Source organism: Amycolatopsis alkalitolerans (assembly GCF_006152065.1).
Taxonomy (GTDB): Bacteria; Actinomycetota; Actinomycetes; order Mycobacteriales; family Pseudonocardiaceae; genus Amycolatopsis_E; species Amycolatopsis_E alkalitolerans.
In genome coordinates this window covers 1-12,020 of record NZ_VDFW01000043.1, presented here as the reverse complement: position 1 = coordinate 12,020, position 12,020 = coordinate 1, and the positions used below count along the sequence as shown (strand labels likewise).

The window sequence follows — 12,020 nt, the reverse complement described above, 5'->3', positions numbered from 1 at the left end:
CCCGGGAATAGCATCGAAAGACCGCCGCGTCGTCCCGTCGTCGACAGGGAGGTCGAAGATGCTCTCCGAGGAGAACAACGAGATCCTGACCCGGGTGGGGCCGGGCACGCCGATGGGCGAGCTGCTACGCCGGTACTGGACGCCGGCGTGCCTCTCGATGGAGATCCCCGAACCCGACTGCCCGCCGGTGCGGACCCGGCTGCTGGGTGAGGACCTGGTGGCGTTCCGGGATACGAACGGCGAGGTGGGCCTGGTCGTCGAGGCCTGCCCGCACCGGGGGGCGTCGCTGTATTTCGGGCGCAACGAGGAACGCGGGCTGCGCTGTCCTTATCACGGCTGGAAGTTCGACACCGAGGGCACCTGCGTCGACATGCCGAGCGAACCGGCGACCAGCACCTTCAAGGACCGGGTCAGGCTCACGTCGTATCCGGTGCACGAATCGGGCGGGATCGTGTGGGCGTACCTGGGCCCGGCCGAAACCGTGACGCCGTTCCGCGATTTCGGCACCGAAACCCTGCCGCCGGAACGCGTGTACGCGCGCAAGCAGCTCGCCAGGTGCAACTGGGTGCAGACGATGGAGGGAAACCTCGACAGCTCCCATATCTCGTTCCTGCACCAGTACAACGGCGCCGCAGACATTCCCGACGACGGCTCGGACAAACCGGGCTATCCCTCGAACGCGATGGCGTGGAAGTTCTGGCAGCACGACGGCGCGCCACGGCTCGAGGTGCACGACACGTGGTACGGCTACCGGTACGCGGCCATCCGGGTCACGCCCAACGAGAACGCCTACGTCCGCATCACCGACTACTGCGTGCCCTACACCACGATCGTGGCGTCGAACCCGTTCACGACGCGGCAGCTGATGGTCGTCCCGATCGACGACGAGAACTGCTGGCGCTACAACTTCACCTCGCAGATCGACCGGAACCCCAACGGGTACGGCGGCGCGCCCCTGTTCTCCTCGGTGCCGTTCGACACCCCGTTCATGAACCCGCGCAGTGGCATCACCCCGCGCGAGTACACCGCCGAGAACGACTACCGGATCGACCGGGAGGTCCAGCGCACCGAGACCTACAGCGGGGTGCGCGACTTCGTCTCGCAGGACTTCATGGTCACCGAATCGATGGGCCCGGTCTACGACCGCACGCGGGAACATCTGGGCACCAGCGACCGGGCGGTGATCCGGATGCGCACCATCCTGCTCAAGGCGGCGAAGAGCCTCGCGGACGGGGCCGAACCGCCCGCGCTGGCCGCGCCGGGGCACGACTTCTCGAAAATCCGCTCCGCGGAGAAGATCCTGGAGAACGGGGAAGACTGGCGCGTCCTGGGTACGGACGACGATCCGGTCGTGCAGGAGGCGATGCTGACCGCCGAACCGCGGGACTGACCTGGAGGTCGCGGCACGACGCGGTAGCACTCACCGCTCGGCGACCTTGCCTCCGGCGACTTCGAGGCGGCGCGTCACGTGGACCGCGTCGAGCATGCGGCGGTCGTGGGTGACCAGCAGCAGCGTTCCCGGATAACCGTCCAAAGCGGACTCCAGCTGCTCGATCGCCGGGAGGTCCAGGTGGTTGGTCGGCTCGTCGAGGACCAGCAGGTTCACCCCGCGTGCCTGCAGGAGCGCGAGCGCCGCGCGGGTTCGTTCGCCGGGGGAAAGGGTCGCCGCCGGGCGGAGCACGTGTGCGGCCTTCAGGCCGAACTTCGCCAGCAGCGTGCGGACGTCCGCCCCGGTCAGCTCGGGGACCTCGCGCGCGAAGGCGTCGGCCAGCGGCACCTCGCCCAGGAACAGCCGCCGCGCCTGGTCGACCTCGCCGACCACGACGCCCGGCCCGAGCGCGGTCGTGCCCTCCTCCAGCGGCACTCGGCCGAGCAGCGCGGCCAGCAGCGTCGACTTCCCCGCGCCGTTCGCGCCGGTGATCGCGACCCGGTCCGCCCAGTCGATCTGCAGGTCCACCGGGCCGAGCGTGAACCCGCCGCGCCGCACCACCGCCCCGCGCAACGTCGCCACGACGGCACCGGCGCGCGGGGCGGCGGCGATCTCCATCCGCAGCTCCCACTCCTTGCGCGGCTCCTCGACGACGTCGAGCCGTTCGATCATCCGGTCGGTCTGGCGCGCCTTCGACGCCTGCTTCTCGGTGGCCTCGGCGCGGAACTTGCGGCCCACCTTGTCGTTGTCGGTGGCCTTGCGGCGGGCGTTCTTCACGCCCTTCTCCATCCAGGCCCGCTGCGTCCGGGCCCGCTCCTCGAGCCCGGCGCGGGTCGTCGCGTACTCCTCGTACCGCTCGCGGGCGTGGCGGCGGGCGACCGCGCGCTCCTCCAGGTAGGCCTCGTAACCGCCGCCGTAGAGCCGGACCTGCTGCTGCGGCAGGTCCAGCTCCAGCACCCGGTCGACCGTCCTGGCGAGGAACTCGCGATCGTGGCTGACCAGCACGGTTGCCGCGCGCAGCCCGGTGACGAACCGCTCCAGCCGGGCCAGCCCGTCGAGATCGAGATCGTTCGTGGGCTCGTCGAGCAGCAGCACGTCGTACCGGCTCAGCAGCAGCGACGCGAGTCCGGCCCGGGCCGCCTGCCCACCCGAGAGCGAGGTCATCGGCTGGTCGAGGTCCACGGTCAGCCCGAGTTCGGCGGCCACGCCACCGGTGCGCTCGTCGAGATCGGCGCCGCCGAGCGCGAGCCAGCGATCGAGTGCGGTGGCGTAGCGGTCGTCCGCCCCATCGGCCCCGGCGGCGAGCGCCTCGCCCGCGGCGTCGAGATCCGCCTGCGCCGCCGCGACCCCGGTGCGGCGCGCGAGGAACGCGCGCACGGATTCCCCGGGCCGCCGGTCCGGCTCCTGGGGCAGATGCCCGACCGTCGCGGCCGGCGGGGTCACCCTGATCTCGCCGTGCTCGGGTTTCACCAGGCCGGCCAGCGTCCGCAGCAGGGTCGACTTGCCCGCGCCGTTCACCCCCACCAGCCCGATGACCTCGCCAGGGGCGACCACGAGATCGAGGCCGGAGAACAGGGTGCGGTCGCCGTACCCGGCGGCCAGGTCTTTCGCGACAAGGGTGGCACTCACGGCCTCAATGATGCCGGGCGCCGAACCCGCGGGTCGCGAGGACCGTCGACTCCACCACGGCGACCGCGGTGTAGATCACCAGGGAGGCGCCGGTGAGCACGACGATGTCCGACCACACCTGGTCGTAGTCGAACCCGCCGATCGCGTTCGGGATCGCGCCGCCGATCCCGCCGCTCGTGGCGAGCCATTCGGCTACCAGCGCGCCGATCAGCGCCGCGGGCACCGAGATCCGCGCCGAGGCGAACAGGGCCGGCATCGCCGAGGGCAGCGCGACCTTCCGCACGACCGTGAGCCGGTTGCCGCCGTAGGCGAGGATCAGTTCGGTGACCTCGCGCGAGGTGGCGCGAAGGCCCAGCACGACGTTCACCATCGCGGGGAAGAACACGACGATCCCGCCGATCACCGCGACCCCGGCCGGGCCGCGGCCGAACGCCAGCAGGACCACCGGGGTCATCGCGACCAGCGGTACCGACCGGGCCAGCATCACGATCGGCAGGAAGGCCTGCTCCAGCGGTCCGAAAAGGACGAACGCGACGGCAAGTACGACCGCCGCGACGAGCCCGCTCACGTAGCCGAGCGCCGCGTCGGCCAGCGTCTTCGCGAGCGCGCCGAACACGAGATCCCGGTGCCCGGCGGCGCCCGGGGAGGTCACCAGGTACTGCCACACCGCCGCGGGGGATTTGCCGACCGACGAGTCCACGTGGAAGAACCCGAGATAGGCCACCCAGGCGGCGAGCATGATCACCACCGCGACCGCGATCGGCCACAGCAGCGACCACGTGGCCCGCGCGATGGCGTGCGACCGCTCGGCCGGCGCCGTCATGCCCCACCTCCCTGCGCGAGAGCCTGCCGCGAAGGTCCCGACCACGGGGTCAGCAGCCGCCCGAGAAAGCCGATCGCCAGATACCCGGCGCCCGCGACCACCCCGCACGCGAGGGCGAGGCCCCAGGTCCGCGCGACCTGGTACGACTGCTGCGAAGCCGTGAGCGCCACCCCGATCCCGTTGTCCACCCCGCCCAGGTATTCGCCGAGGATCGCACCCAGCAACGCCGTGGGCGCGGCGATCTGCAGCCCGCCGAACGTGGCCGGCAGCGCCGCCATGATCCGCACCTTGACCAGTTGCCGCCATCGCCCGCCGCCGTAGGCGCGGATGAGGTCCAGCGAGGTCTCGTCCGCCGCCTTGAGCCCGAGCAGCGCGCCGACCAGCGTCGTGAAGAACACCGACATGCCGGCCAGGAACACCGTCGGCGCGCGGCCACCCTGCACGACGAGGATCACCGGGCCGATCGCGGTCAGCGGGATGCAGTAGGAGATCACCGCGAGCTGGGCCGCCACGCCTTCGAACCGGGGCAGCAACAACGCCACCAGCGCGATCGCGATGCCCAGCGCGTTGCCCCAGCCGAAGCCCAGCAGCGCGCCGCGCAGGGTGACGCTCATGTTGTGCCAGTAGAAGGCGAACCCGTCGGTGCCGTACTGCCGCAGTACCGCGAGCGGGGTCGGGACCGCGCCGCTGGCCCGGAACGCCGTGAGCGCGAGCACCGTCCACAGGAGAACGATCAGGACGGCACCGGCGACCCCGCCGAAGCGCCTGCCCATCAGTCCGTCGCCGCCTGCTCGCCGTGCCCGAACAGCAGCTCGGACAGCTCGTCGTGGTAGGCGTGGAACTCGGGGGTGCGCAGGATCTCCGGATGCCGGGGCCGCGGCAGCCCGATCCGCACCGTCCGCACGACGCGCCCGGGCCGCGGGGACATCACGGCGACCACGTCGGAGAGGAACACCGCCTCCGCGATGCCGTGCGTGACCATCAGCGTGGTGGCCGGTTTCTCCGTCCAGATGCGCAGCAGCTCCTGGTTCAGCCGTTGCCGCGTCATATCGTCCAGCGCGCCGAACGGCTCGTCCAGCAGCAGCACCGACGGTTTGACCACCAGCGCCCGCGCGATCGACACGCGCTGGCGCATCCCGCCCGACAGCTGAGCCGGCCTGGCCTTCTCGAACCCGGCGAGCCCCACCAGATCGATGAGCTCGTCGATGAGCCCGGCGTCGACCGGCAAGCCCGCCACCTCGAGCGGCAGCCGGATGTTGGTCCGCACACTCCGCCAGGGCAGCAGCGCCGGGTCCTGGAACGCGATGCCGAGATGATGCTCGCGCCGCAGCTGGGCCGGGCTCATCCCGTCCACGGTCACCGCCCCGGCCGTCGGGGTCTCCAGCCCGGCGAGGATGCGCAGGATGGTGGACTTGCCGCAGCCGGACGGCCCGAGCAGCGACAGGAACTCGCCGCGTTCGCTGGACAGGTCGGGTCTCGGTGAGCGCGAGGACCTCGCGACGGCCTAGCGAGAACGTCTTTCCGAGCCCGCGCAAGCTGATTCCCGTGGCGGCCGGGGTGGACCCGTCCGTACCGGCCGGTGCGGTGAGTGACTGCGACACGCCCCCTCCTCCCTACTTCGCCGGGCCTGCCGCCGCGGCGAACGCGCTGATGAGCTCCGGGTGCTCGGTGTAGACCTCCCTCAGCAGCGACAGATCGAAGAGCTTGTCCGCGGACACCGGCATCTTCATCGCCTCCAGTGACTTGATGTTCTCCTCGACCAGCGCGCCCGTCATCGTGAACAGCCCGTTCTTGACGCTGTCGGGCGTGACGACGAGCTTGTTCTGCGCGCCGGCCTCCTGCTCCTGCTCGTTCTGCGCGAGGTTCTGGTCCTTGCCGTACTGCGTCACCGCGTAGGTCGCGGACTGCCGCGGGTCGGCCACCGCGCCGGTCCAGCCCTTGATCTCGGCGACCAGCAGCGCCTTGAGCTTGTCGCGCTGGTTGTCGATCGCGCTCTGGCTCACGACCATCGTCTCGGCCACGAACGGCAGGCCCGCGTCGGCGAAGGACAGGACCGCGGTCTTGACGCCCTTGCCCGCGAGCAGGATCGGCTCGTTGGTGGTGTAGGCCATGTATCCCTCGACCTCTCCGGTGGTCAGCACCGTGGGGTCGTACTGCACCGGCACGATCGACAGGGCCGAGGGATCGATGCCGTTCGCGGCGAGCAGACCGTTGAAGATCGTGGTGTTGCCGCCCGACTGCACGCCGATCTTCCTGCCCTTGAGCGCCGCCACGTCGCGAATCGGCTTGGCGTCGAGCGAAAGGATGCAGAACGGGTTCTTCTGGTACGTCGAGGCGATGGTCTTGAGTGGCGCACCCTTCATGATCGCCGGCGCGGTGATGGTCGGTGAGGACAGGCCCACCAGTGCCTTGCCGGTGGCCACCGCGGCTTCGGCGCTCGTCCCGGCGGAGCCGCCGGCGATCAGGTTGACGCTGCCGAACCCGGCCTGCTTGTAGTAGCCCTTGGCGTCGGCGAAGTACTCGCCGGCGAACTCGATGTTCTTGATCCACGACAGCTGGATCGACAGATCCCCGAAGCCGCCGCCCGAGCCGCTCGCGGACGAACCGTCGCCACAGGCCGAAAGCAGCGCGCCCGCGCCGAGCGTGGCGGCACCGAGACCGCCGAGCTGGAGCAGGCGTCGCCTGCCGAGGACGGGACCGGAAAGCTGGGGCGATGGGCGCATGAACACTCCTGTGTGGATCGGCTGTCTGGGCGTGCAGCGTAGGGGCGGCACGTTTCCGCGAGCGTCGCGCCGGTTTCAGCCGTGTGACAGCCAGGCGTCGATGTCCGCAACACCGCACAGGCGGCCCGGTACTGGCCGACGAACTCGGTGAACGATCCGTAACCGCGGGTCGGGGGCACCTCGATCCCGTAGCGGCGCGCGAGATCGGCCAGCGTGGACGGGCGCATCGCGCCTTCCAGGTGCACGTGCAGGCGGGCCTTCGGCAGCGCTCGCAGTGAACGACCGGTCATACCGACGACGATAGGCGCGGCGGGAGAAAAAGCGTGTGTCGGTCACGTTAAATGAATCGGCGGTCCGGTCCGGGCGGAATTCGTTGCGCATACTGAAAGGCATGCCGATTCTTCCCGCCGCCCAGGCCGCGGTCTTCGGGCCGGTGCTCGACCAGGCCACGATGGATTCTCTCGAACTGTGTTACCGGGACAACGGGTTCGTGGTGCTGCGCGGGGTCTTCAGCGTGGACCTGACGGACCGGATGGAAGCCGAATGTGTCGACGCCCAGCGGAAAGTCGTGGCGCGGGAGCTGCCGGAACGCTACGGCTCGACGGTGTTCCTCGACGACGCCGCCAAAGCCGAACGATTCGCGAACTATGTGGAGTTCGTGAACGAGCTTTCGCCCGCGGTCCGCGAGGCGGCCACCCATCCCGCGCTCGTCGCCGTGCTGCGGCGGCTGCTCGGCGAGGACGCGTGGCTGCGCGAGGGCAGCCGGTTCGGCATCGTGTACCAGGATGCCAGGCCCGGCAAGGAATCCGGGTACAGCCGCATCGGCTGGCATTCGGACTGGCAGTCCGCGCCGAGCCTGGACATCTGGCCGTCCACCGCGTTCACCTTCCACCTTGACGGAACCTCACCCGCGAACGGCTTCCTCCGCGTGGTGCCCGGCAGTCACCAGTGGGCCACCCCGGCGCCGTACAAGAACGTCAACGACATCGAAGTGCCGCCGGACGCGAAACCCGCCGGCGGCTACTCCGATGTGGAACCGCCCTACGAGATGCCCATGCGGTTCGAAGCGGTTCCCGGTGAGATCCCGGTGTACACCGAACGCGGGGACATCATCCTGCACGACGCCTATCTGTGGCATTCCGCCGCGCGGGCCACCGACGAGAACACCACGCGCCGCCATGTGCGCGGCGGGTATTTCGGCGGGAACCGGGCGAGCGAGCAGGCCGGGCAGTTCCTCAAGAACGCCGCTCGCTGACCGTCTACTCAGGACGGCAGCGTGTAGGAGTCCTGCTGCCGCCGCATGACGTGCGTCCGCGCGGTGGCGGCGGGGCCGACCGGGGCGTCGAGATCGGGATGGTGGAAGAACACCACCGAGTACCGGTCGGTCTGCTCGACGTCCGGAGCGCGGCGCGGGTTGATCACGCGGTGCTCGTTGGCCGGGATCAGCCCGCCAGACCACCAGCGCAGCAGGTCCCCGGCCTGCAGCAGCAACGCGTCCGGTGGGAACACGACCGGAACCCACGCGCCGTCCAGCCGTGCTTCCAGCCCGCCGCCGGGGTTGTTCTCCGCCCACAGCAACGTGATCCCGCCGATGTCGGTGTGCGCGCCGGACCGGATCGCGCCGGGTTCCGGTGGTTCGGCCTGGGCCAGATAGTGGTTGACGCACAGGTTCGAATGCTGGCGCGCGGTCCACGCCGGCAGGTCCGCCGCCGGTGCGGAAAGCGCTTTCGCGAGCTCGGTGACGAGGTGGTTCGCCAGCTCCCGCATCGTGCGGTAATAGCGCGCCCAGGTGGACCTGAACTCGGCCGGATGCCCGGGCCACTGCCCGAACGCGCCGGCCCACTCGTCGGCATCCGGGAAGGGATCCGGATCCGGCAGCGCGAGCTCGAAGCGCTCCATCGGGCTCGCCGCCGGACCGCTGTCGTACACCGGCTGCCAGCCCTGCCACGGACCGGTCCCGTCCCAGCGGACGGGCGACTTCTCCCGTTCGGGCAAGGCGAAGAACGCGCGCGCCGAGGCCAGCATCGCGGCCAGGTCGGCGCCGAACGTGGCCATCCCGGTGAGGAACACGCACGAGGACGACTGAAGCCCGGCGACCAGCTCGGCACCGGTCGCGGTGGCCAGATCGAGGACGGGGACAGGGGCGGGTTTCATGGGCTGCTCCAGCGAGGGCGTCGGAGGGCCGCCATACCGCCGTTGGCTGGTAGATACCCGATCTCCTGCCCAGGTTAGCGCACCGCGGGCTGGAACAGCTCGATGAGATTGCCGGCGGGGTCGGCGACCAGGATCTGGCGCCCGCCGGGACCGCTCACGACCTCGGTGCGGAAGGACAGCCCGGCGGCGCGCAGGCGGTCGATCTCCGCGTCGAGATCGTCGAACGTGAGATGGATGCGGTTGCGCCCGGCGACGGCCGCGTCGGCGGGCGTGGCGCGGTAGCCGGAACTGGCCGGGCCGGACAGCAGCAGCCGCAGCGGCCCGCGGACGACGTCGGCGAACCCGGGAGCGGCGTTGAGCCGCACCGTGAAGCCCAGGTGCTTGGTGTAGAAGTCGACGGCGGCCTGCACGTCTTCGACGACGTAGCGGACTCCGGCGAGTTGCTCGGTCATGGTCGGACCTCCTGTTCGGTCGTGCTCGCGAGCACCGGAAGCAGCTGGCGAACGCGGGTGTCGATCTCGGCGGCGGCGCGCGCGAAAGCCCGGTAGCCGCCCTTTTCCGTGGCGGGATCGGGAATGCTCCAATGCGCCAGCCGCGGGCGGCCGGGGAACTCCGGGCAGACCTCCCGGACCTTGTCGCACAAGGTGATCACGTAGTCGAAGCGGCGGCCGGTCAGCCCGTCCAGGCCGCGCGGCCGCTGTCCGGCGACGTCGATCCCGTAGCGCTCGCGCAGCGCCCGGACCGCGCCCGGGTGCAGGTGCTCCTTGGGGTGGCTGCCGCCGCTGGTGACCTCGGCGTGGCCGCCGGTGTGGTGCCGGAGCAGGGCCTCGGCGATGGGGGAGCGGGCGCTGTTCCCGGTGCACGCGAACACCACGCGAGGCCGGCCCGCGGGCGCGGGCGGCGCGAGCCGGAGGGCGGGATGGAGCGCGGCACCGGTCGCGGCGAGCGCGTCCGCGCAGCGCTCGAGATCGAGGTGGTAGTAGCTGTCGCGGCCGTCGAAACTGCTGCGCCGCGCCGTCACCAGACCGCCGTCACGCAGCAGCCGCAGGTGATAGGAGACCAGGTTCTGCGGCTCGCCGAGCGACCGCACGAGTTCCCGGACCCGGTGGTCGCTCGTGGCGAGCTCGCTCAGGAGCCGCCACCGGACCGGATGCGCGGCCAGGCGGACGAAGGCTGGGGCGGCTTGACCCGGGAAGGTCATGCCCAGCAGGATACATCAAAATAGTTTGATGGACTAGGGAGGTGGCCGGGTGTCCGGTCCACTCGCGCGGCGGCTGGGCACCGCGGACGCGGTCGTCATCGGGCTCGGCTCGATGATCGGCGCCGGGGTGTTCGCCGCGTTCGGTCCCGCCGCGCGCGCCGCGGGCACCGGCCTGCTGATCGGCCTGGCGATCGCGGCCGTGATCGCGTACTGCAACGCCACCGCGTCCGCGCAGCTCGCGGCGGCGTACCCGACCTCGGGCGGGACCTACATCTACGGCCGCGAGCGGCTCGGTCACTGGTGGGGCTACACGGCGGGCTGGGGGTTCGTGGTCGGCAAGACCGCCTCGTGCGCCGCGATGGCGCTCACCTTCGCCTCCTACGCCGTGCCCGGACCCTGGTGGGCGCAGCGGGTGGTCGCGGTCGCCGGCGTACTGGCGCTCGCCGCGCTGAACTACCGGGGCGTCACGAAAACCGCGCAGCTGACCCGCATCCTGGTCGCCACGAGCCTGGCCGCGCTGGCGGTCGTAGTCGCCGGTATCGCCGCGGGTGGCCGGGCCGGTCCGGAGAACCTCGGCGGCTGGCCGGCGATCGGCGGCGGCTACGGGATCCTGCAGGCCGCCGGGCTGCTGTTCTTCGCCTTCGCGGGCTACGCCCGGATCGCGACGATGGGGGAGGAGGTCCGCGATCCGCGGCGCACCATTCCCCGCGCGATCCCGATCGCGCTGCTGATCACGGTGGCCGTCTACCTCGTGGTCGCGGTGGCGGTCCTGCTGGCCGCGGGGCCGGCGCGGCTCGCCGCGTCCGCCGCGCCGCTGACCACGGCGGTGCAGGCGGCCGGTGCCGGCGGGCTCGCGCCCGTGGTGCGTGTCGGCGGGGCGCTCGCGGCGCTGGGCGCGTTGCTGGCGCTGATCGCGGGGATCGGCCGCACCAGCCTCGCGATGGCGCGGCACGGCGACCTGCCGCGGTGGCTGGCCGCGGTCCATCCCCGGTTCCAGGTCCCGCACCACGCCGAGATCGCGCTCGCCGTCGTGGTCAGCGCGCTGGTGGCCACCGTCGATCTGCGCGGGGTGATCGGCTTCTCCTCGTTCGGCGTGCTGATCTACTACGCCATCGCGAACGCCGCCGCGTTCACCCAGCCCGCCGGGCAGCGCCGGTGGCCGCGCGCGCTCAACCTGCTCGGCGTGGCGGGATGCCTGGTGCTGGTCGCGACCCTGCCCTGGCAGTCCGTGCTCGCCGGGGTGATCATGTTCGCGATCGGGCTGGCCGGCCGGGCGGCGGTGCGGCGGGCCTGAGGCGCCGGTCACGTCGCCGCGTGGCAGGTTTGCCTCGCCCGGGTCTTTGCGGCATGTTTACCTACGGCGCGCCGGGAAGTCTGGTCGGCATCCCACCCCCGGAACCGGGGCTGGGCAGCTCGGCGACGGCGGGAGTGTGCGGGTGCCGGTGGTGTTCGACGCGGTGACCTCGCGTCAAGATTGTGGCAACAGCCGGCGCGTGCCTGACCGATTGGTCGTACTCTGCCGGTATGCACGCGTCGCAGATGGCCGAGGAGTTCCCCGTCGTCGCGATGGACTCGGACGCGCTGGAGGCCGCCCGGCTGCTGGCCGACCGCAGGCTGCCGGGCATCGTGGTGACCGACCCCTCCGGGTGCCCGTGCTCGGTCCTGCCCGCCTCGCAGGTGGTGCGGTTCCTGGTGCCCACGTACGTGCAGGACGATCCGTCCCTGGCCGGGGTGCTGTCGGAGTCGATGGCCGACCGGGTCGCCGACAAGCTGGCCGGCAAGACGGTCAAGGCGTTGCTGCCCGCGGAGAACAGCGAGCTGCCGACCGTGCACGCCGACGACACGATCGTCGAGGTCGCGGCACTGATGGCGCGGCTTCGCTCGCCCCTGGTCGCGGTGCTGGCCGGGCGCGAGCTGGTCGGGGTGATCACCGCGTCCCGGTTGCTGGAGCTGGCGCTCAACCCACGCTGACGGCTGGGGCGGTGTGATGAGCACCGTGGTGGCGGTTGTGGTGTTTGTGGTGGCTTATCTGTTGATCGCGTCTGAGCGGGTCCCGAAGAT

12 protein-coding genes and 1 pseudogene are annotated in these 12,020 nt (G+C 71.2%); 4 read left to right on the top strand and 9 right to left on the bottom strand.

Annotation, left to right across the window (positions count from 1 at the left end):
• Nucleotides 1-58: 58 nt before the first annotated feature.
• On the top strand, nt 59-1,390 hold the full coding sequence (locus FG385_RS30845) for a Rieske 2Fe-2S domain-containing protein (protein ID WP_139100327.1): 1,332 nt from the start codon (nt 59-61) through the stop codon (nt 1,388-1,390).
• Nucleotides 1,391-1,420: 30 nt separating this feature from the next.
• Here the strand turns inward: FG385_RS30845 and FG385_RS30840 are convergent, their stop codons facing one another.
• The 6 genes and pseudogenes from FG385_RS30840 to FG385_RS35370 form a co-directional block, all read right to left on the bottom strand.
• Nucleotides 1,421-3,058: an ABC-F family ATP-binding cassette domain-containing protein gene (locus tag FG385_RS30840; RefSeq protein WP_139100326.1), complete on the bottom strand. Its 1,638-nt coding sequence runs from the start codon at nt 3,056-3,058 to the stop codon at nt 1,421-1,423.
• A gap of 4 nt (nt 3,059-3,062) precedes the next feature.
• Complete coding sequence (locus FG385_RS30835) at nt 3,063-3,881, bottom strand: ABC transporter permease (protein ID WP_139100325.1); 819 nt, start codon at nt 3,879-3,881, stop codon at nt 3,063-3,065.
• On the bottom strand, nt 3,878-4,654 hold the full coding sequence (locus FG385_RS30830; RefSeq protein WP_139100324.1) for an ABC transporter permease: 777 nt from the start codon (nt 4,652-4,654) through the stop codon (nt 3,878-3,880). Before FG385_RS30830 ends, FG385_RS30835 begins: the two co-directional genes overlap by 4 nt.
• On the bottom strand, nt 4,654-5,319 hold the full coding sequence (locus FG385_RS30825) for an ABC transporter ATP-binding protein (protein ID WP_235022901.1): 666 nt from the start codon (nt 5,317-5,319) through the stop codon (nt 4,654-4,656). The genes FG385_RS30830 and FG385_RS30825 overlap by 1 nt, the downstream gene beginning before the upstream one ends.
• Before the next feature lie 175 nt (nt 5,320-5,494).
• Nucleotides 5,495-6,604, bottom strand: coding sequence for an ABC transporter substrate-binding protein (locus FG385_RS30820; RefSeq protein WP_139100323.1), 1,110 nt, complete (start codon nt 6,602-6,604; stop codon nt 5,495-5,497).
• A gap of 179 nt (nt 6,605-6,783) precedes the next feature.
• Nucleotides 6,784-6,894: pseudogene (locus FG385_RS35370) on the bottom strand (adenosine deaminase); the annotation flags it as partial.
• A gap of 101 nt (nt 6,895-6,995) precedes the next feature.
• On the opposite strand from FG385_RS35370, the gene FG385_RS30810 reads away from it, so the two are divergent.
• On the top strand, nt 6,996-7,859 hold the full coding sequence (locus FG385_RS30810) for a phytanoyl-CoA dioxygenase family protein (protein WP_200834742.1): 864 nt from the start codon (nt 6,996-6,998) through the stop codon (nt 7,857-7,859).
• Nucleotides 7,860-7,867: 8 nt separating this feature from the next.
• On the opposite strand, the gene FG385_RS30805 is transcribed toward FG385_RS30810, so the two are convergent.
• From FG385_RS30805 to FG385_RS30795, 3 genes are all read right to left on the bottom strand, one after another.
• A complete protein-coding gene (locus FG385_RS30805) occupies nt 7,868-8,758 on the bottom strand; it encodes a 2OG-Fe(II) oxygenase family protein (protein ID WP_139100322.1) in 891 nt (296 codons plus the stop codon).
• A gap of 74 nt (nt 8,759-8,832) precedes the next feature.
• Entirely contained in the window at nt 8,833-9,210 is a 378-nt protein-coding gene (locus tag FG385_RS30800) for a VOC family protein (protein WP_139100321.1), read from the bottom strand.
• Nucleotides 9,207-9,959 carry an arsenate reductase/protein-tyrosine-phosphatase family protein gene (locus FG385_RS30795; RefSeq protein WP_139100320.1) on the bottom strand — a complete coding sequence of 251 codons (753 nt, stop codon included), beginning with the start codon at nt 9,957-9,959 and terminating at the stop codon, nt 9,207-9,209. Before FG385_RS30795 ends, FG385_RS30800 begins: the two co-directional genes overlap by 4 nt.
• A 112-nt stretch (nt 9,960-10,071) precedes the next feature.
• Here FG385_RS30795 and FG385_RS30790 point away from each other — a divergent pair, with 112 nt between their 5' ends.
• A complete protein-coding gene (locus FG385_RS30790) occupies nt 10,072-11,253 on the top strand; it encodes an APC family permease (protein ID WP_235022900.1) in 1,182 nt (393 codons plus the stop codon).
• Nucleotides 11,254-11,483: 230 nt separating this feature from the next.
• Nucleotides 11,484-11,930 carry a CBS domain-containing protein gene (locus tag FG385_RS30785; protein ID WP_139100318.1) on the top strand — a complete coding sequence of 149 codons (447 nt, stop codon included), beginning with the start codon at nt 11,484-11,486 and terminating at the stop codon, nt 11,928-11,930.
• The last annotated feature ends 90 nt before the right edge of the window (nt 11,931-12,020 follow it).